General features: G+C 46.0%; 20 protein-coding genes. 5 read left to right on the forward strand and 15 right to left on the reverse strand.

Annotated features, from left to right (window positions below; genetic code table 11):
• Positions 1 to 14: 14 nt before the first annotated feature.
• From MY7_RS08540 to cdaS, 9 genes are all read right to left on the reverse strand, one after another.
• A complete protein-coding gene (locus tag MY7_RS08540) occupies positions 15 to 761 on the reverse strand; it encodes an MBL fold metallo-hydrolase (RefSeq protein WP_007611966.1) in 747 nt (248 codons plus the stop codon).
• 72 nt (positions 762 to 833) lie between these two features.
• Entirely contained in the window at positions 834 to 2081 is a 1248-nt protein-coding gene (gene odhB, locus MY7_RS08545; protein ID WP_003153764.1) for a 2-oxoglutarate dehydrogenase complex dihydrolipoyllysine-residue succinyltransferase, read from the reverse strand.
• A gap of 15 nt (positions 2082 to 2096) precedes the next feature.
• Positions 2097 to 4931: a 2-oxoglutarate dehydrogenase E1 component gene (gene sucA, locus MY7_RS08550; RefSeq protein WP_007611968.1), complete on the reverse strand. Its 2835-nt coding sequence runs from the start codon at positions 4929 to 4931 to the stop codon at positions 2097 to 2099.
• A gap of 227 nt (positions 4932 to 5158) precedes the next feature.
• Complete coding sequence (locus tag MY7_RS08555; RefSeq protein ID WP_007611969.1) at positions 5159 to 7075, reverse strand: vWA domain-containing protein; 1917 nt, start codon at positions 7073 to 7075, stop codon at positions 5159 to 5161.
• Between the two features lie 10 nt (positions 7076 to 7085).
• Complete coding sequence (locus tag MY7_RS08560; RefSeq protein ID WP_003153758.1) at positions 7086 to 7976, reverse strand: AAA family ATPase; 891 nt, start codon at positions 7974 to 7976, stop codon at positions 7086 to 7088.
• 77 nt (positions 7977 to 8053) lie between these two features.
• Entirely contained in the window at positions 8054 to 8644 is a 591-nt protein-coding gene (locus MY7_RS08565) for a superoxide dismutase family protein (protein ID WP_007611970.1), read from the reverse strand.
• 82 nt (positions 8645 to 8726) lie between these two features.
• On the reverse strand, positions 8727 to 9968 hold the full coding sequence (locus tag MY7_RS08570; protein WP_007611972.1) for a C40 family peptidase: 1242 nt from the start codon (positions 9966 to 9968) through the stop codon (positions 8727 to 8729).
• A gap of 317 nt (positions 9969 to 10285) precedes the next feature.
• A complete protein-coding gene (locus tag MY7_RS08575) occupies positions 10286 to 11497 on the reverse strand; it encodes a macrolide family glycosyltransferase (RefSeq protein ID WP_007611974.1) in 1212 nt (403 codons plus the stop codon).
• Between the two features lie 118 nt (positions 11498 to 11615).
• Positions 11616 to 12242: a sporulation-specific diadenylate cyclase CdaS gene (gene cdaS / locus MY7_RS08580; protein WP_007611976.1), complete on the reverse strand. Its 627-nt coding sequence runs from the start codon at positions 12240 to 12242 to the stop codon at positions 11616 to 11618.
• 277 nt (positions 12243 to 12519) lie between these two features.
• On the opposite strand from cdaS, the gene MY7_RS08585 reads away from it, so the two are divergent.
• Positions 12520 to 13881 carry an MATE family efflux transporter gene (locus tag MY7_RS08585; protein ID WP_007611978.1) on the forward strand — a complete coding sequence of 454 codons (1362 nt, stop codon included), beginning with the start codon at positions 12520 to 12522 and terminating at the stop codon, positions 13879 to 13881.
• Between the two features lie 13 nt (positions 13882 to 13894).
• Positions 13895 to 14743: an STAS domain-containing protein gene (locus tag MY7_RS08590; protein ID WP_007611979.1), complete on the forward strand. Its 849-nt coding sequence runs from the start codon at positions 13895 to 13897 to the stop codon at positions 14741 to 14743.
• 27 nt (positions 14744 to 14770) lie between these two features.
• Here MY7_RS08590 and bshB2 read toward each other — a convergent pair whose 3' ends face one another.
• The 4 genes from bshB2 to rarD all read right to left on the reverse strand — a co-directional run bounded on the left by bshB2 (position 14771) and on the right by rarD (position 17043).
• Positions 14771 to 15436, reverse strand: coding sequence for a bacillithiol biosynthesis deacetylase BshB2 (bshB2, locus tag MY7_RS08595; RefSeq protein WP_007407961.1), 666 nt, complete (start codon positions 15434 to 15436; stop codon positions 14771 to 14773).
• A gap of 17 nt (positions 15437 to 15453) precedes the next feature.
• Complete coding sequence (locus tag MY7_RS08600) at positions 15454 to 15804, reverse strand: YojF family protein (RefSeq protein ID WP_007611980.1); 351 nt, start codon at positions 15802 to 15804, stop codon at positions 15454 to 15456.
• Entirely contained in the window at positions 15801 to 16079 is a 279-nt protein-coding gene (locus MY7_RS08605) for a hypothetical protein (RefSeq protein WP_007611981.1), read from the reverse strand. The genes MY7_RS08600 and MY7_RS08605 overlap by 4 nt, the downstream gene beginning before the upstream one ends.
• Before the next feature lie 67 nt (positions 16080 to 16146).
• On the reverse strand, positions 16147 to 17043 hold the full coding sequence (gene rarD, locus MY7_RS08610) for an EamA family transporter RarD (protein ID WP_029326150.1): 897 nt from the start codon (positions 17041 to 17043) through the stop codon (positions 16147 to 16149).
• 97 nt (positions 17044 to 17140) lie between these two features.
• On the opposite strand from rarD, the gene MY7_RS08615 reads away from it, so the two are divergent.
• A complete protein-coding gene (locus tag MY7_RS08615; protein WP_007611985.1) occupies positions 17141 to 17605 on the forward strand; it encodes a hypothetical protein in 465 nt (154 codons plus the stop codon).
• 34 nt (positions 17606 to 17639) lie between these two features.
• Here MY7_RS08615 and MY7_RS08620 read toward each other — a convergent pair whose 3' ends face one another.
• Positions 17640 to 17879 carry a hypothetical protein gene (locus tag MY7_RS08620; protein WP_007611991.1) on the reverse strand — a complete coding sequence of 80 codons (240 nt, stop codon included), beginning with the start codon at positions 17877 to 17879 and terminating at the stop codon, positions 17640 to 17642.
• Between the two features lie 202 nt (positions 17880 to 18081).
• Between MY7_RS08620 and MY7_RS08625 the strand changes: the two genes are divergently transcribed.
• Together MY7_RS08625 and MY7_RS08630 are read left to right on the forward strand one after the other, a co-directional pair.
• Positions 18082 to 18471, forward strand: a complete 390-nt coding sequence (locus MY7_RS08625; protein ID WP_007611992.1) for a tautomerase family protein — start codon at positions 18082 to 18084, stop codon at positions 18469 to 18471.
• Between the two features lie 52 nt (positions 18472 to 18523).
• Positions 18524 to 18892: a hypothetical protein gene (locus tag MY7_RS08630; RefSeq protein WP_007611993.1), complete on the forward strand. Its 369-nt coding sequence runs from the start codon at positions 18524 to 18526 to the stop codon at positions 18890 to 18892.
• A 39-nt stretch (positions 18893 to 18931) separates the two neighbouring features.
• On the opposite strand, the gene MY7_RS08635 is transcribed toward MY7_RS08630, so the two are convergent.
• Complete coding sequence (locus MY7_RS08635) at positions 18932 to 19273, reverse strand: winged helix-turn-helix transcriptional regulator (RefSeq protein ID WP_003153729.1); 342 nt, start codon at positions 19271 to 19273, stop codon at positions 18932 to 18934.
• Positions 19274 to 19303: the final 30 nt, after the last annotated feature.

The raw sequence follows: 19303 nt of genomic DNA on the forward strand, positions 1-19303 counted from the left end.
GGATGCTGCCGCTCCTATCCTTGTTTATTCTGCAGATCACGAAACAGACGCAAAAGCGCTTTTTTTACATCCCCCTGAAATAAACCTCCATGATAACAAATCAATTGACGGATATCGTAATCGAGCAGCCGCTGCACAGAACGGACCGCATCATCCATATGTAACGTATAGCCGGGATTAGCAAGGTTCAGCTTTCCGCCTTCAATGACGACCGCATCACCTGTGACCATTGTTTTTTCGGCAGGCAGATAAAGACTGATATGGCCGGGTGTATGACCCGGCGTGGCTACAACGCGAATGCCTCCGCACCAAGGCAGCAGCTCGCCGTCAGTAACTGTCCGGTGAACTGGAGCCGATTCGACTGATTGAAGCGAGCGGATGAACTGTTTTGCATAAGGCTTTGCATCCTCCGGCAATGAACAAAACATTGATTCAGCCTGCTCAAGCCGTAAAGATTTTTTAGAGCCGTCAATATACGGCGCTTCACGCTCATGTACTGTCACGCTGACATCCGGATGCAAACGGTATAATGCAGCGAGTGAGCCGATATGGTCTATGTCGTGATGCGTTACAATGATTTTTGTCAATGAATGAAGCGACATTCCATGCCGGGCAGCAGCATGTTGAAGATGGTTTGTAAAACCGGGATATCCGCAGTCTATTAATATCGTGTCATGTTCGTCTTGCAGAAGAACCGGAGTGATAGAATGCAATTCTTCATTATATTCAAATTCGATCTCAAGCGGATAACAGCTTTTCATATAAATTCTCCTCTTCTCTCAATAAAAAAGTACACTGCTTGTAAGGGCAGTGTACTTTTTGTCTGTCTCAAATTATCCTTCCAGCAACAGCTGTTCCGGATCTTCAAGCAGGTTTTTAATGGTGACAAGGAATCCGACCGCTTCTTTACCATCTACGATTCTGTGATCGTATGATAAAGCGATGTACATCATCGGACGGTTTTCAGAGCGCTCCGCATCAATCGCTACTGGGCGCAGCTGAATTTTGTGCATACCTAAGATCCCAACCTGAGGGCTGTTTAGGATCGGTGTGGACATAAGCGATCCGAATGTACCTCCGTTTGTGATCGTGAAGGAGCCTCCTTGCAGCTCACCTAATGTTAATTTATTGTTTCGCGCTTTTTTCGCAAGTTCGCCGATCTCTCTTTCAATGCCGGCAAACGTCAGGCGGTCAGCGTCACGCACGACTGGGACGACAAGCCCTTCTTCAGCCGCGACAGCGATACCGATGTCATAGAATTTTTTCACGATCAGCTCATCGCCTTGAATTTCAGCGTTAAGGAGCGGGAATTTTTTCAATGCAGCCACGACGGCTTTTGTAAAGAACGACATGAAACCGAGTTTTACATCGTTTTGCTCAAGGAATTGGTCTTTACGGCGTTTTCTTAGATTCATAACGGCCGTCATGTCAACTTCGTTAAATGTAGTCAGCATCGCAGATGTCTGCTGCACTTCAACCAATCGTTTCGCGATCGTCTGTCTGCGGCGGGACATTTTTTGCACTTCGACAGGTTTGTCAAAGCTTTGCTGTGTTTTTTGAGCCTGCTGTTTCGGCTGTGCCGCAGGTTTTGAAGCCGGTTTTTCATAAGCTTCCACATCTTGCTTGCGCACGCGGCCGAGCGGGTCTCCCGTCGGAATTTGTGATAGATCAATCCCTTTTTCCCTTGCCAGCTTGCGTGCAGCCGGAGACGCTACCGTTCTGGATTTCGCTTCTGATTGTGCTTCCTGGCTGACTTCTTGTGCAGCAGGTTCAGCTTTTGCTTCCTCTTTCGTTTGTTCATTGGCTGGAGCACTTTCTGAAGGGGCGGGTGCAGAACTTTCGCCAGCGCCTTCTGTAATGGTACCGATAATTTCTCCTACTTGGACGGTATCACCCGAATCTTTCAATACCTCTTTTAGAACACCCGATTCTTCTGCTGTCAATTCAACATTTACTTTGTCCGTCTCCAGTTCAAGCAAGTACTCACCCTGTTCTACATAATCACCGGGCTGCTTTAACCATTGGGCTATCGTTCCTTCTGAGATTGATTCTGCTAATTCAGGTACCTTAATTTCCGCCATTTTTTCATTTCCCCCTTAGTTTTTGCGAGTCAAGCTATCAGATACAATGCGTTCCTGTTCTTTTTTGTGGACTGTCGGATCTCCTTCTGCGGGACTGGATCGTCTTCTTCGGCCGATGTATTGGACATTTACTCCTTTTGGCGCGATTTCCGTCAGATACGGGCTGATATAACTCCATGCCCCCATATTCTGCGGCTCTTCCTGAACCCAAACGATCTCTTGCAGGTTCGGCAGTTTGGCGAAAAGCTCCTTCGTATCTTTTGCCGGGAACGGATACAGCTGTTCGATTCTGGCAATATGAAGCCAATCCTCATCGCCTTCCATTTTGTTAAAGTGATCGCTGATATCAATTGACACTTTTCCGCTTGATAATACGACGCGAGTCACTTTTTCGTAAGCATGGGAAAGACCGGACTGCTCATAGACAGGCTTGAATCGGCTTTCGCTCAGTTCCTGCACTTCAGATACCGTATTCGGGTTGCGCAGCAGGCTCTTCGGCGTCATGATCACAAGCGGGCGGATTTCCTCACGAAGCAGCATTTTCGCTTGTCTTCTTAAAATGTGGAAATACTGAGCCGCACTTGTCAGGTTGGCCACCGTCCAGTTGTTTTCTGCCGCCAGCTGCAGGAACCGCTCGACGCGACCGCTGGAGTGTTCAGGGCCCTGCCCTTCGTAACCGTGAGGCAGCAGCATGACCAGTCCTGATTTTTGTCCCCATTTTGCCCGTCCTGCAGATATGAATTGATCAAAATAGACTTGAGCCGCATTGGCAAAGTCCCCGTATTGCGCCTCCCACATCACAAGCGTTTCAGGCGAATACACGTTGTATCCATATTCAAAGCCGAGAACCGATCCTTCAGAGAGCGGGCTGTTATGCACCGTAAATGAAGCAGCGCAGTCGTCTAAGTGATGGAGGGCAACAAATTCTTCTCCTGTTTCGCTGTCATGCAGCACAAGGTTTCTTTGAGCGAACGTTCCGCGCTCTGAATCCTGTCCGGTCAGCCGGATCGGCGTACCGTCTTTCAAAATGGAAGCAAACGCAAGCGATTCAGCCAATGACCATTCAACTTTACGGTCATCATCAAACGCTTTTGCACGTCTTTCCAGGATTCTTTTCAGCTTGCCGAACACGTTAAAAGATTCCGGCCAGTTGATAAGTTCGCCGTTCAGCTTGCGGAGAATATCAAAATCAATGGCTGTGTCAACGTCTGGAAAACCGTTGGACACCGGTTCTGGCAATTCAATTTCCCGTACGGCGTCTTCTTTTTTGGCGGGCACCTTTTTATAGGCGTCTTCAATTCGTTTTGTCACTGCCGTTTCGATGTTTTGCGCTTTTTCCTCGCTGATCAGACCTTCACTTACGAGTTTTTCCGCAAAGATCCGCTTGACAGTCGGGTGTTTTCTGACGGCGTCATACAGCATCGGCTGTGTCGTTGACGGCTCATCCATTTCATTGTGGCCGTACCGTCTGTACCCGATTAAATCGATTAAGAAATCTTTATTGAACCGCTTCCGGTATTCAACCGCAAATTTAACGGCTGACAGGCATGCTTCCGGATCATCCGCGTTGACGTGAACGATCGGAATTTCATAGCCCTTCGCCAAATCACTGGCATATTTCGTGGATCGTGATTCATCGCTTTCAGTTGTAAAGCCGATCATATTATTGGCGATGATATGAATGGCCCCGCCGACCTGATAGCCTTTCAGAGAGCTTAAGTTCAGCGTCTCGGCGACAATGCCTTCTCCCGGAAACGCTGCGTCACCGTGAATTAAAATGGCGAGCGATTTTGTTTCGTCTTGAACCGGGTACCCCTTTTGCGTTCTTGTTTCCTGTGCCGCCCGCGTGCTTCCTTCAACAATCGGATTGATAAATTCCAAGTGGCTCGGGTTATTTGCAAGCGTAATCCGCGCACTTTTGGTTTCAGCATCCTGAAGCTGTCTGTCTGCACCGAGGTGGTATTTTACATCGCCCGTCCAGCCGTAGCTGATGCCGGTCGATCCTTCAGACGGCACAAGGTCTTTATTCGGCGCGTGCTGGAATTCCGAGAAAATAATCTCATACGGTTTGCCGAGCACATGCGCAAGCACATTTAAACGGCCTCTGTGCGCCATCCCGATATTGACATTGGTTGTGCCCGCTTTCACAGACTGGGCGATAATGTCGTCAAGAACCGGCACAAGCGCGTCTAACCCCTCAATTGAGAAACGCTTCTGACCGACGAATGTCCGGTGTAAAAATTGTTCAAATCCTTCTACTTCCGTCAGTCTTTCTAAAACGGCTGACAGTTTTTCCGGTGAATTTTTCCGGAACAGTTCTCCGGATTCGACCATTTTTGTAATCCATGCGCGCTCTTCGAAATCATGCACATGGTCAAACTCGAAGGAGATGGTTCTTTTATAGGTATTGCGTAAATGCTGGATGGCTTCTAAGCCGTTTGTTATATTGGCAGGTGCGTCTTTACAGATGACAGACGCGGGTATTGCTTTCATTTCTTCTTCTGTAAGCCCATACTCGGATAACGGAAAGAGCTCGCTCTTTTTCGGATCCTTTCTGAGCGGATTGACGGAAGCGTTCAGATGGCCATAGGTTCGAATATCTTCTGCAAGTTTAACTGCTGCTGCGATCTTTTGAATCAGATCTGCGGTGACGCGTCCCTGTTCCTTTGTTCCCGATGCCTCTTTTATTTGGCTTGGCGGAGCGCCGAGTTCGTCAAACATGTCTTTCAGATCCGGATCAATGCTGTCTGGATCTTCAGCATATTGGTCGTACAGCTCCAGTGCATAGCCGAGGTTCGGTCCGTAAAAATCTTCCCAATTCATTCTTTGTTTCATATTATTTTGAAACATTTGAATATTACCCCCAACCTAGATAATCAAGTGATCAATTCACTATCTTGAAATAACTTTTGAACGCTGTGCCCAAAATTATGTAATAAAAACGCTTCCAAGGATATTTTACCACTGTTTGCGTTTGGATTCTACCTTGATTGTTCACAAAATAGTAAAAAAAACAGATCAATACCGAAAAAATTAAATCATTTTAAAATAAAAAGCGAAAAAGCATAGGAAAAAGCCTATCCTATGCTTTTATGAAGCAGTTTTTTCAAGAGCGGATACAGCACATCGGGCAGCTGATCGACATCCGGAACAAAAATACTGTACTTTCCGTACATATTCTGAATGGTTTTCATCTGTGATTCTTCTATCGCAGTATTGGACAGAAAAACATTTATGACTTCTATCCCTTTTTTTCTCGCTTCGATGACAGCCTCGCTCGTATCGACGATGCCGTTTTGTTCGTATCCGAATGCTGCCGGCTCTCCGTCTGAAAACACGATTAAAAATTTTTGCGCCTCACTCCGCCGCATCAGCTGTTTCGTCATTTGTCTGATGGCATACCCGTCTCTGTTATCTTCTTCAGGCGCAAGCTGCATGATCAGCGGACCCGCCGCCTGCAGCAGCGACTCTTCAAACGGAATGACGGTATTGAAGAAATTCGGCTGGCTCGTTTCGGTCGCTTCGTTCGTATCCTCCCAAAACCCGACAATCTGGTGCGGTACGGACACGGATTTCAAGGCTTCATGAAAAAGAACGATCCCTCTTTTGGTTTCATCCATTTTGTCGAACATGCTGGCCGAACAATCGACAAGCAATGTGAAAACGGCGTCAATGTCTGAAGACGGGTCCTGCTTTTTATAGAAAAGGCGCGGGTTCCGCTCCGTAAAATAGCGGATCAGTTTGCGATTCAGCCGGCCTGCGTGAAGGTCGGTCCGCGGGAGCGTTTTTTTGTGCTCAAGTGTTTTTTGTATCATCTGCTTCAGGCGTTTTTGATATGATTCTATCGTTTTTGCCTGTTCATTATAAGACTGCTCCTCTTCAGGAGACGCTTTATGAGGCGTTTGATAAACCGGGAAGGCAAATTTGTTTTCTTTTCCGTCAGCCAGCCCCGCGCCCTCATGTTGATCCTGAATGGATTCAAGCGCTTCCAGTTTGGAGTAATCCTCTCTTTTCGTCTGACGTGCGGAACCTTGAACGGAGCCGAGCGCCTGGTCACCGTCATCGCCTTCTCTGGCCGCGTCTTTCCCAAGATCTGATTTCGCGCCGTGCTCAATATCAAATTGAAGGAAACTTTTTGCCGGCGCTTCGGTTTCCCGGTGCCACGTATTCATTTTCTCTTCAAGGATTTCTTCATCTCCGTCGGAAGACTCAGGGAGCGTGAGATCATCACTTAACGAAGGCGCTTTTTTTACGCTTTCGAATAAAGGCTCTTCAGCCGCTTTTTCGTAATCAAGTTCCGGCAGAAAAAAGTACGTGTTCAGCATATCTTTCTCAAGCACTTCATCAAGGCCTTCCATGAGGTCTTCCGTTATTCTTGCAATCTGTTCCGTAGAATCCGCCTCATACACCCGAATGAGCTGACGTTCAATATACGGTATCATCATATCAATATGTTCATGCATGGAAGGAATGCCTTCAAGCGGAGACTCAGCCGTCAGCTTGACAAACATCGCGCAATACAAAGCGTCGGTGAAAATGCTCCGTTCTAAATTCAATGTCAGCTGCGTCGTGAAATATTTCCTGTACATCTCCCTCCGCTTCTGAAAAACACGTTTCGTTCCCGGCCGTTCTTTTTTGATCAGCTCTTCAATTCTGATATCCTCAAGCAGCATAAACAGCTGCTTGGCAAAGCTTTGGCGGGTGAAGTGCCGGTGAACGTCATTTAAAAACCCCGCAAATTCCCGAAATGAGTTGCTGCGTGTTCCGACAGCGCGTAAATAGACATCGCTTTTCAGGCCGGCTTCCATATCCCCGGCTGATCGGTCTTTCCAAAAGTGGCTCATGTAAATCTTCTTTTCAAAGGGATTGTAGTAAGACTGCACGCCATATTCCACTTCAACTTCACTGCTTCTGGTCAGTGTTTTGGCCAGGTCAGTCAGCATCATGAACAAAAACGAATCAATCGTGCTGTCATTAAATTTGATAAACTTCATTGTATGTCCCTCATTCGAACAGCGTTTCTGCAATATTTCTGACAGCGGCTTTTTCCCTGTCGTCGTCAAGTTTTTCCACGATGCCTCTTTCAATCGCCCGTTTCGGCGGAATGTACGCAGCCAAGTCGCACGTATCAATGAGAGCCCTGATGGACGCGGCTTCTTCTGACACTTGTCCGTTATGCGCTTGTGCGATTAAATCAGAAGACAGCGTCATAAAGCGTTCAATTAATTTCTCATCTTTTAAGACAGACTGAGAGGTCAGCACCTGTTTCAGGAGGCTTCCTTTAATATACGGAACATCAATGATGACAAAACGGTTTTTAAGGGCTTCGTTCAGCGGAACTGTGCCGACGTAGCCTTCATTAATCGCGGCGATAACACCGAATCCTTCGCTTGCCTTAATCACTTCCCCTGTAAAGGGATTTGTCATCATTTTTCTGTAATCTAGCACGCCGTTTAGAATCGGAAGGGTTTCAGGCTTTGCCATATTGATTTCGTCAATGTATAAAAAATGTCCCTCGTTCATTGCGGTTGTTACAGGTCCGGGAACGAATTCAATTGTCGCCTGTCCCTGTTCATTTTCAATCGTTTTATAGCCGACAAGCGCTTCTGCATCGAGGTCTACGGAGCAGTTGACGCTGTGCATCGGTTTATGAAAATAGTTCGAAAGCGTTTCCGCCAATTTTGTTTTCCCTGAACCCGTCGGTCCTTTTAATAAGATATTTTTTCCCATTGTCAAAGCAATGACTGCATCGAATACAATCGCTTTATCTTCGGCCTCATAGCCTGATGATCCGATTAAATCCCGGAATTCTTGGGAAACGGGATGATTTTGATAAGCCTGCAGTTTGTTTTGTATATCTTCCGGAAGTGATAGGTGCTGTAATTCTGAAGTCATAGGTGATGTTTCCTTTCCATTTGTATTCCATAACCGAGTATACTAAAAAAGCCCTTGTATACTCAATACAAAAGGGCTCATTCCCTGCGGGCGCTTTTTGTCAGGGGAGCACAGGCGAGTCTGGCTCCGGAATTTCCGCTCGGGTTTGTTAAATAATCGTCCGTATGTTCATGAATGACGAACGCGCTTCCGTCCCGGTCGAGCAGGCTGAGTCTGCTCCCTTCTTTTAATGAAGTTTGCGGCGCGTTCATAATGACATCCACTTTACCGTCGGCCCCCACTTCAAGATTGGGGAGATCCCCGGCGTGATGACCCATCGGATTGTTGAAGCCGTGTTCTTTGTTCAAAGGGTTGAACGGTCCCCCGGCTGATTCGAAATCAGGTGCCTGACAAGTCCCTTTTTCATAAATATGAAATCCGAGAGAAGTGCCGGGCGGCAGATGCCCCGCTGATATATGAATGTCTGACCCTTCATCATCAGATTCCCTCACTTCAATATATCCGATCGTTTTTCCGTTTTGATTGATGAGTCCGGCATGCTCACGGTATGCAGATGCTTCCAATGCGCGGCTTTCCCCATGTTTTTTGGGCGGAACAGGAGCGGGTCTCCCCCCGCAGCCGCAAAGCGTAATTGATGCGAGCATGAGAAAAAGCAAGAGACGATTCATGCTTCCTCCCCCTTATTTTTTTACCCATCAGTCTTGTCAAAACGTGAAAATGGTAAACAAAAAAAGCCCCGAAAGGCTTTTTTTAAAAATAACTGCGTGCTCCTAAATACGCTTTTTTCCAATACGGATTGCTTAAGTTTGAAATTTCAACCCCGGAGGAGCTTGCGTGAATAAAATTTCCTCCGCCTAAATACATTCCCATATGAGAAGGACCCGCTTTATATGTCGTAAAGAAGACAAAGTCGCCTGCTGACGGCTGGCTGATATGTTTCATCGTATTCCAATATCCGGCCGTGCTCAGACGGGAAACAGAGCTTACCTTATTTAAAAGGTAATAGATGTAACCGCTGCAATCGAAGCCCGCAGGCGTATTGCCTCCCCAGCGGTAAGGAACGCCGACATGTTTTTTCGCCTCGCCTATCATTCTGTCAATCTTTGATCCTGTCACCGGAGGTTCGGGGGTATTCGGCTTGTTTGGCTTTGCCGGTTTGTTATCCGGCTGCCGCGCAGGATCTTCTGTTTTTCCCGTTCCGTTAATCACCAGAACTTGTCCGATTTGAAGCACATCAGTTGTCAATTTATTTTTTTCTCTGATAAGCTGAGCAGTGATGCCGAACCGATTAGCAATTTTCCAGAGGGAGTCGCCTGCTTTTACTTTGTAAGTGGATGGCTTCTCAGAAGGGTTTGAATGAGATGGCGGTGTTGTGCCGCTGTTTCCGTTATGTGAAGAACCTTTAATCTTTAACACTTGATTCGGATACAGCATGTCTGATGATAATTGATTCAGCTTTTTCAGTTCGGCGATGGTGATGCCGGTTTGATTGGCAATTTTCCACAGCGAGTCACCCGGCTTCACAGTGTAAGTCCCTGATGCGCCTTTATCAGGCTTTGTCTGTCTGCCGCCTCCGTCCGTGCCGCCGGCAGACCCTTTAATTTTCAGTTTTTGGCCCGGGTAGATGACATCTGAACTCAAACGGTTCAGGCTTCTCAGCTCAGAAACGCTCATTTTGTATTTTTTTGCGATCACCCATAGTGAGTCTCCGTATGTAACTGTGTAAGCACCCGTGCTTCGTTTTCCTTTTTGACCCGTTTTATGTGTGCCGCTGCCGTCGGGAATGTTCAGCCGCTGTCCGGGGTGGAGTATCGTTGATTTGAGTTTATTTTCCGCCTGCAGGGCTGAAATACTTGTATGATATTGCCGGGAAAGCTTCCAAAGAGAGTCGCCGCTTTTTACTTGAATGGTTTTTGCTTCAGCGGGATGCACGGCGAAGGTTGAAGTCATTACTGCAGATACAGCCAGACCGGCTGCGATTTTTTTCTTCATATAACGAAAAACCTCCTATTTATCATTGCTGAAAGGGACGTTCCTTTTCTTTGACGCCGCCTGTTATGCAGGATTCATTCAGAAGTCGACATTAATTCCGATTCATTTGGCCTTAGATCATCACCAATGCCACACATTTTACATAAATTGAGAACATTTCACAAAAGACTTTGGAATCATTTTCATAACATGGCTTTTTTCCGCGACATTCCACCTTTCTTGTCTGTTTTTCATACAATTCTCTTTACGGCGTGAAAAATCCTCCCGAAAAACAATCAAAAAAAGCCCGCTTCCTTTAGGAAGCGGGTGACGGCTGATTACAGAACCCGGGTCTCGGCAGTTTTCACGTCTTCTGCTATCAATTCCGCTGCACGCTGTGCTCCGCCGGCCGCTTTCAGGGATTCTCCGATTTCAGAAGCTTTTGTCTGATATTCAGGATTTTCGCTCAATTCTTTTATTGCTTCAGTGAGCAGTTCCGCTGTTACATCTTCTTTTTTAAACATCTTGCCCGCGCCCGTGTTTTCCACTTGGCTTCCGACGGCGAACTGATCTGCGCCCATCGGAATGACGATCATCGGGGTTTTGTAGTAAAGCCCTTCGCTCGTACTGTTCATTCCGCCGTGAGTGATAAATAAGTCCGCTCTCTTCAGGATCTCAAGCTGCGGAACATAAGGCTTGACAATGACATTCTCAGGAATTTCATCAAGCTCCGCCGGATCAAGATGTTTGCCGATTGACATGACGGCTTTTCCGTTAAAGTTTCTGACCGCTTTTAAGCATTTATTAAACAATTCCTTCTGATTGTTAAAAATCGTGCCCATGGAAATAAACAGGACGTTTTCTCCTTCAAGCTGTTCAAACGGGAAATCTTGAGCCGCCGCCCTTTCAGTTATGGACGGACCGACAAAGAGATAAGAATCGCCAAACTCTTCTTCTTTCGGCTGAAACGCTCTTGAAGTAAATACGATGGTTTTTCTGCCGTCATTTGAGAAAATATCATACGGCGTTTTAATGTCTGCGCTGAATTCTTCATTGAGCCGGCTGACCGCTTCGGTATAAGCCGGATAATGAGATGATTCCTCTGATACAAGGTTTGTATTTGAAAACACTTCTTTAATAAATGCTTCATTCATTGCAAATGTCGTACAAAGTGAATATGCCGGCAGTTTCAGCTGGTTTCTCACGAGCCTTCCTGCCAGAAAATGATGATCATACAGGATGTAGTCGTAGGATTCATCTTTTACTTCCTCAAGAATACGGAGTGCGGCTTTTTTGGAAGTCTCAATCATTAATAGCAAAAACTCGGTAGCGTCCCGCTGTTCATCACCCGTTGCGTTTTTTCCGAATTCATCTTTTCGGAAATCTTCATATTCACGGAATTCCGCTCCGCTTGACGCGATTTTGTTCTCATATTCCTTCACGCCGTAATATACGACATGTTCCCCTTTTGCCTTCAGTTCTTTTACGACGCCTAAAGACGGATTGATATGGCCTTCTCCCGGAAAGCCGATCATCAATACATTTGCCATCTTTCCACTCCCTATTCTTTTAAATTTTATGTATATTTAAACGATAACATCAATACAGAAAAAGGTAAAGAAGTTCACCTTATTAATATTAAATGGGTACAATATTCCCATTTTCTTATTATTTCGCATGAAGCGCCCGCGGAGAAACAAGCGGATACAGTCCGCCGTCTTTAGCAAAGGACATTTTTCCCGTTTCTTCTGAAACAACGAGCACGAGCGCATCAGTCACGGCCGAAAGTCCCATCGCGGCCCTGTGGCGCGTCCCGTATTTGAGATCGACATGTTTTGTTGTGAGCGGAAGGACATTGGCTGCTGATACAACCCGGTTTTCTCTGACCAATACGGCTCCGTCGTGAAGCGGATTGCCGGGATAAAAAATACTCTCAATTAAAGCTGCACTGATCTCGGCATGCAGGCTGGTCCCTTTTTGTATTATTCCGTCCAACGGATCTGCACGTTCAATCACAATCAGCGCTCCGTGTTTTTCTTCCGCCAGATGCTGCACGGCCCTCGCCAGCTCTGTATAGGAAGGCGTAAAATGTTCGATATATGTCTGCAGGTAAAACGACGAAGCGACAGCCTGCATTTCCTGAAACGTATGTCCCAGTTCATCTAATTCGCAAAGAAGGCATTGGTCTTTTTCATCCAATGTCCGCAGTATCATTCCGGCATCCTCTGTAATTTGTTTCAAATACGTTTGAACGGCAGCGGTAAACGCGCTTTCCGTCATTTGAGTGTGGCGCATGTCACATCAGCTCCTTTCCCTTATTTTCTGCATCGCGCGCATGGATATGCGCCACTGTGTGCACCATAATCATGAAAGGAGGCGCACATCATATGGAATTCGCACGGCTGATGCAATATGTCTGCACCTTTTTAGGGGTCATTTCACTTTCATTCATTTATGCCAAGATGTTTAAAAAGCCGAAACCGGATAAAAAAGAGTAGGCCGGCTTTCATTGCTTTTTATACATAAAATGTTATAATTTCTCTCGTTAAAATAAAGAAACGGGGAACCTAACTTGAGAGAAACGAACACGATCGGCCAAAAGGTCAGACAGCTGTTACATATCTTCATTCCGATTTTAATCACACAGGCGGGCCTTTCCCTGATCACCTTTTTGGATACGGTGATGTCAGGGAAAGTGAGCGCCGCCGATTTAGCCGGGGTTGCAATCGGTTCAAGCCTGTGGACGCCGGTTTATACGGGCCTTGCAGGAATATTAATGGCCGTTACGCCCGTTGTTTCGCAGCTGTTTGGAGCCGGCAGACAAAAGGAAGTGCCGTTTTCCGTCATCCAGGCCGTTTATGTAGCGGCCGTCCTCAGTGCGGCGGTTATCCTGATCGGCTTTTTCACCGTTGATATGATCTTGGGACATTTGGGCCTGGAACCTCGTGTCCGGACAATCGCCAAACACTTTTTAGGGTTTTTATCCCTCGGTATTTTTCCTTTGTTTGTGTACGCCGTTTTGCGCTCGTTTATTGATGCACTCGGCAAAACGCGAGTCACAATGCTTATTACGCTTTGCTCATTGCCTATTAATTTTGTTTTAAATTATGTATTTATTTTCGGGAAATTCAACATGCCGGCATTGGGCGGAGTCGGTGCGGGGCTCGCTTCCGCCCTGACTTACTGGTGTATTTGCGCCATCAGCTTTTTTATCGTCTGCAGATTTGAGCCGTTTGCCGGGTACTCTGTATTTCGGAAACTGTACCGTTTTTCTCCGTCTGAATGCAGAAAGCTTTTGAAAATCGGTTTGCCTATCGGTTTTGCCGTATTTTTTGAAACGAGCATTTTTGCGGCTGTCACACTGCTTATGAGCCATTTTCAGACGGTGACGATTGCAGCCCACCAAGCGGCAATGAATTTTGCTTCCCTCTTGTATATGCTGCCGCTCAGCGTATCCATGGCCATGACCATTTTGGTCGGCTTTGAAGCAGGCGCAAATCGCTATAGAGATGCCCGCTCATACAGCTATATCGGGATCGTGATGGCGCTTAGTTTTTCTTTATGCACGGCGGCTTTCATTTTACTGTTCAGGCCGCAAATCGCCGGAATGTATACATCAGATCCGGAGGTGCTCATGTTGACGCAGCACTTTTTAATCTATGCGCTGTTTTTCCAGCTTTCTGATGCCGTAGCAGCTCCGATACAAGGCGCTCTGAGAGGATATAAGGATGTCAACTATACACTCGGCGCGGCTTTTGTGTCGTATTGGATTATCGGGCTTCCGGTCGGTTACGCAGTCGGCACTTATACGGGCCTCGGGGCATACGGCTACTGGATCGGGTTAATTGCAGGACTTGCCGCAGGAGCTGTCGGTTTATTCTTCAGACTGATGAAACTGCAAAAGCATTATGTGAAAAAAATGATGATTTCATAAAGGAGGAGCAGCAATGCCAAAACATAAACTGCTGTACGATTATTTAACTGAACGGGCGGAGGACATCAGTCAGACATGGTTTGATACCCTTCATGATACGGATCCTGATTCTGTTTATGCTTCTACTGACCCGGCTGTACTCACGAATCTGAAAAAACAAAATCTGGCGTTTAATTATCAGCTCAATCGGATTTTTTCTGAAGAGAAGGAAGTATATACAGCGGCATTGGAAAAGTGGGCGTTTGAAGCCGCACGGGATGAAGAACATTTAAAAACGCCCATCCATTATATTATTCGCGAGTTTATCAGAGTTCGTGATTTGTATGTCGGCCATGTCAAGCAGTTTACCAGACTTCATTCAGACACCTTGACAGAAGAAGATGCCGAAGATATATTCCATACGCTGATTAAATCGTTTGATGTGGTGATTCATATTTTCATAGAGGAAATGTATAAAAACACAAACATTCAGCTTGAAGCGCAAAAAGAATTGATCACCGAGCTGAGCTCGCCGGTAATTGTGCTTTTTGATAATGTCGGACTGCTGCCGCTGATCGGGGATATTGACACGGCAAGAGCCAAAATGATTTTAGAGAATACGCTGCACCAGTGTTCAGAGAAGCGCATCACGCAGCTGTACATTGATTTATCGGGCGTAGCCATGATCGATACGATGGTTGCCCAACAGCTTTTCACCTTAATTGAATCACTCGGAATGCTCGGCGTGAAAGCGACATTATCCGGAATCCGTCCTGAAATCGCCCAAACCGCGGTGCAGCTCGGACTGAGTTTTTCAAATTTATCAATACGGTCTTCGCTTGCGGAAGCGATCGCCTCCGATCTGACACAAAAAAAGGGATAAGGCATTTCAGCCTTATCCCTTTTTTTATCAGTCTTTCCACGGATATGTCCAATACACTTCTTCTTCAAACCATGTCTGAAGAACCGGCTCGTTATTTTTTATTTTTTCTTCCAGCTCTCTCAGCATGCCTTCCGTTTGGGTGCGGTGCGCTTTTAAGGCATTCATTTTAATATCGGCAACCTCTTTAATATCAAGAATGACATCAGGCTTGCCGACGGCTTCCTCCCTGTTGCGGGTGATTGCCATGCAAAGCGTGCGCGGGCGGTCCTCTTTTTTCTTTCTGTAAAGCGCTCTGATAACCGCTTCGCCGCATGCATCATGATCCGGATGGACGCCGTGCTCCGGATAGAATGTAACAATCAGACTCGGTTTTACATCGTCGATAATCTCTTCCATCATATCCGCGAGCCACTCGTCATCTTCAAATTCAAGTGTTTTATCACGAAGCCCGAGCATTCTCAGGTCAGTAACGTCCATTGCTTTGCATGCGTCAATCAGCTCTTGCTTTCTTAACAGCGGCAGTGTTTCACGGTTCGCGAAAAAAGGATCTCCCATGTTCCGGCCCATTTCGCCAAGTGTTGCGCATGCATACGTAACGGGAATATCTTTTTGTCTGTGTAAAGCAATCAGCCCTGCCACTCCATATGATTCATCATCAGGGTGAGGCAGGATGACGAGTACATGTTCTTTCATGATTTTCACCCTTTTCTTTAAACTGTAAACGGCTTTTCGCTGATTTGAAGCGAAATCGCCAATTTTCCGCCCGGCAGATGCCCTGCCATTAACAGACGGTCTTCGTCATCTACTGTATACTCAGTCAAACCTTCTGCGTAAATCCAGCCCTCTTCTGTTTTCAAACCGACGCGGTACGGGCCGTTTCCTTTGATTTTCGCCTGATGGTACGTCACTTTTGCATTGCGTATATAGGCTACAACCGTCATGTTTTTCTCATTCAGATGCGCTGAATAAGAACCGGTCGTTGTTTCCAAATGGATATATACAGGACGATCGGCATATCGCTCTAAAGAAGTTTGCACATCTTCTTTTATGATCGCTTTCATAGCTGCTCCCCTCTTTCTTCTTTTAAAAATTGCAAACGCTTCGTATGTAGTTCAACCAATTCATATTTCTCAATCGGCCGCAGCCGGGAATCTACAATTCGCTGCACCGCCAGAGCAAACTTTTCCTCGGGTGTCTTCCGGAGCCTCGGATGTGTTCTTTGATCAAGCAGTTCAAGATCAATTGCCTTCTCCGCTTCTTCAAGGGTTGAAGCCGGGAGAGTGCGGTTATTCCACAGTGCCTGATAGGCTTTTGCTATGTCTTTATCAGTGCCCATTGTACAGCTCCTTTACATACTCGTAATGATTATACATAATTTAAGCTATCGCTGGAAAGCGAAAGGCTTAGCGGCTTTTTATCGGCCGCTTCCATTTTATCTGTGAAAAGGTAAACAAAAGCAATGCTGCCCATATACAAATGAAGGTAAACGCTTTTTGCCCGGAAAACGGTTCATGATACACAAATACGCCGAGCATAAGGGTAATGGTCGGCGCTATATATTGCAAAATGCCGACTTGATACAGCGGCAGACGCTTTGCCCCCTCTGCAAACAGCAACAGCGGCAGGGCCGTAAATACGCCTGCGAAAAATAGGAGCGCCCATGTTCCTGCCCCCAAGGACCCGGAAGTGCTCCCGTCAGCTGTATATCCTAAATAAATAAGTGCAGCCGGGGTAATCAAAAGCGTCTCCAGCGTCAGTCCCATCGTGCTGGACATGCGGGTTCTTTTTTTGCATAAGCCGTACAGGCCGAAGCTGAATGCAAGCAGCAATGCGATATAAGGAACCGCGCCATATTGAAACGCAGATATGATCACGGCCGCCCCGGCAATAGAAACGGCTGCTGTTTGCATCTTGTTAAGCTTTTCTTTTAAGAATAGGATGCCCAAAAGAACGGAAACGAGCGGATTAATGTAATACCCGAGACTTGCTTCAAGCAAAAAGCCGTGATTGACGGCCCATATGTACACAAACCAATTAACGGAAATTAAAACGGAAGCGAAAAAAAGCGCCAGCAGGCCCCCTTCCGATTTCAAAAGACGCAGTTCACGCCATCCGGTTTTCCACTTCTTAAGCACAGTTAAAAGCACACACATGAAAACAAATGACCATAAAATCCGGTGAGCTAAAATGTCCAATGCGGGTATTTGTTCAAGAAGTTTCCAATAGACCGGAAACAGCCCCCACATGGCGAAAGAACAAGCGGTATAAATGATTCCTTTTCTTGCGTTATTCCCTTGCACGGCCTTCCCCTACCTTTCTGTAAACAGATTATATTATATCACGGGAAGCTTCCGGCGGGCATATACTATGTTGTCCGTTAAGAAAGGGTGAGATGCCGTGTTTGATTGGAACAAATATTTTCCCTTCCAAAATCAGTTCTCTAAAGAAACGTTTAAAAATGCTGATCCGAAAGATGTCGAGACATATGTCAACCGAGTGATGGAAAGCGTATTCGGCGCCGGTTATGCCGGACAGTTCCCTTTTCGCGACCCAATGTCCAAAAAGGCCGATCCGGTCGAAGCGGAACCGCCCAAGCCGGAAATTGACCTGTTTGAAACATCCGATCATGTTTTTGCGAAAATTCCCGCAGAACAAGAGGAACTCGACCGTATCAGGATTAAGCATACGTCACACAGTCTCGTTGTAGAGAACAGCAGTCTGGGAGAAGGAAAAAAAGAAATCGTCCTTCCGAGCCTCGTCAAACGAAAAGGAACAAAAGCAGTCTATAAAGACGGGATGATTGAAGTTATGTTTTCAAAACAGGAAGACTACAATCTATCGGAAGTGGAGATTTTAAGATAAAAAAACGGCCCGCGCGATGCAGGCCGTTTTTTCTTTAATAAAATGGCGGATAACCGCCGACTCCCGGCCCGAAACCGCCGTATGGGACGCCTCCGTATCCGTAACCGGCGAACCCGTACGGATAGCGGGGTCTTGTAAAACCTGTGGCAATCACGCCTCCGAGAAGACCGCCTAAAAATCCGCCGAATAAAGGAGCGCCGAACAAAAAAGGACTTCTCGCCGGAAATCCGGCAGGACCGAAATTCCCGCGATACAATGCATGACGAGGGTACATGTTTTTCCTCCTTTATGTCTGCCTATTCTTAAGCGTATTCATAAAATGAGGAAATTGATTGGGCGATTGTAACAACATGTGCCTCTCTCTGATATTGCATTAATGTATAAATATTTTGGTTAGAATTTGATTACATTTTGATTAATTGTTATACTTTTTTACAAGTTGCGACATGATAAAAAACCATCAGGGGGAATAAAATATGCCATTACTTCGTTTTGACGTTATTGAAGGCCGGGATGACGCAGCATTAAAAAAATTACTGGATACCGCCCATTACGCCATGGTTAAAGCTTTTGACGTCCCTGTAACGGACCGTTATCAGATCGTTCACCAGCATCGGCCTCATGAGCTTATCATTGAAGATACCGGGCTCGGTTTCAAAAGAAGCAAAGATCTTGTCATCATCAGCATTGTCAGCAAAGCGCGCACCGAACATCAAAAAGAAACGTTATATCAACTGATGGCTGATCAGCTTGAAACAGAATGCGGCATATCACCCGAGGACGTCATGATTTCCATTACGGAAAACGGGAACGCCGATTGGAGCTTCGGGCTTGGTGAGGCTCAGTTTTTAACCGGGAAACTGTAAAAGGCCTCCCCGCTTGTTCTGAATGATTGCAAACTGAATAAAAGAGGGATGTATGTTGGTTAGTAAGTTGTACCCTTGTTTGATATGCAGATTTAAAGGATTAGAGACAAGTCCCGTTTATAACGGCGAATATCAAAAAACATTTGATATTTGCCCCTGCTGCGGGTTTGAATTCGGCTACAGCGAAGACCATGACGTAAGCTTAGGGTTTATTGTAACGCCTGATCATTTAATTGAATCGGCATTTCAGTTATACCGGAAACAGTGGATTGAAGGAGGAATGAAATTATTTTCTCCAAATGATGTTCCGGCGGAATGTAAAAAAGATCATTTCCTTACATTCGATGCTTTATTAAAGCAATTAAAAGGCTTGAATTTCAATCTGAACAATTTTGATATTAATGGTTTTTATGACGAGTAAACATTATCATTAAGAAAAGGCTGCCTTGGGCAGCCTTTGTTATTCATCACATGTGTCGTTGGCAGATCCCCCGGGCTCGCAAAAACTGTCTGCCCATTTTTGCATTTCCTGAAAAACGGCTTGCAGGGCCATGCCTTTATCAGTCAGTTTATAAATGACTTTGACAGGTGTTTCAGGCAGCACCTGACGCTCGACGATTTCATTTTGTTCCAGCTCTTTGAGCCGCTCCGCGAGCATTTTTTGGCTGATTGTCGGTATCGTTTCGGTCATATCTTTAAATCGTTTCGGCCCGTCCATCAGTACATGGATAATGAGGCCGTTCCAGCGCTTTCCCAAAAGGGAAAAAGCGGATTCCATTTTAGGACACATTGTATATCCCACGTGAGTTCATCCCTTCATCTATGAATTGAC

Source organism: Bacillus sp. 5B6 (assembly GCF_000259405.1).
Lineage (GTDB): Bacteria > Bacillota > Bacilli > Bacillales > Bacillaceae > Bacillus > Bacillus velezensis.

Coding starts and splice junctions, on each gene's coding strand:
- MY7_RS08540 (WP_007611966.1), bottom strand. CDS start 761: ATGAAAAGCTGTTATCCGCTTGAGATCGAATTTGAATATAATGAAGAA.
- odhB (WP_003153764.1), bottom strand. CDS start 2,081: ATGGCGGAAATTAAGGTACCTGAATTAGCAGAATCAATCTCAGAAGGA.
- sucA (WP_007611968.1), bottom strand. CDS start 4,931: ATGTTTCAAAATAATATGAAACAAAGAATGAATTGGGAAGATTTTTAC.
- MY7_RS08555 (WP_007611969.1), bottom strand. CDS start 7,075: ATGAAGTTTATCAAATTTAATGACAGCACGATTGATTCGTTTTTGTTC.
- MY7_RS08560 (WP_003153758.1), bottom strand. CDS start 7,976: ATGACTTCAGAATTACAGCACCTATCACTTCCGGAAGATATACAAAAC.
- MY7_RS08565 (WP_007611970.1), bottom strand. CDS start 8,644: ATGAATCGTCTCTTGCTTTTTCTCATGCTCGCATCAATTACGCTTTGC.
- MY7_RS08570 (WP_007611972.1), bottom strand. CDS start 9,968: ATGAAGAAAAAAATCGCAGCCGGTCTGGCTGTATCTGCAGTAATGACT.
- MY7_RS08575 (WP_007611974.1), bottom strand. CDS start 11,497: ATGGCAAATGTATTGATGATCGGCTTTCCGGGAGAAGGCCATATCAAT.
- cdaS (WP_007611976.1), bottom strand. CDS start 12,242: ATGCGCCACACTCAAATGACGGAAAGCGCGTTTACCGCTGCCGTTCAA.
- MY7_RS08590 (WP_007611979.1), top strand. CDS start 13,895: ATGCCAAAACATAAACTGCTGTACGATTATTTAACTGAACGGGCGGAG.
- bshB2 (WP_007407961.1), bottom strand. CDS start 15,436: ATGAAAGAACATGTACTCGTCATCCTGCCTCACCCTGATGATGAATCA.
- MY7_RS08600 (WP_007611980.1), bottom strand. CDS start 15,804: ATGAAAGCGATCATAAAAGAAGATGTGCAAACTTCTTTAGAGCGATAT.
- MY7_RS08605 (WP_007611981.1), bottom strand. CDS start 16,079: ATGGGCACTGATAAAGACATAGCAAAAGCCTATCAGGCACTGTGGAAT.
- MY7_RS08620 (WP_007611991.1), bottom strand. CDS start 17,879: ATGTACCCTCGTCATGCATTGTATCGCGGGAATTTCGGTCCTGCCGGA.
- MY7_RS08625 (WP_007611992.1), top strand. CDS start 18,082: ATGCCATTACTTCGTTTTGACGTTATTGAAGGCCGGGATGACGCAGCA.
- MY7_RS08630 (WP_007611993.1), top strand. CDS start 18,524: ATGTTGGTTAGTAAGTTGTACCCTTGTTTGATATGCAGATTTAAAGGA.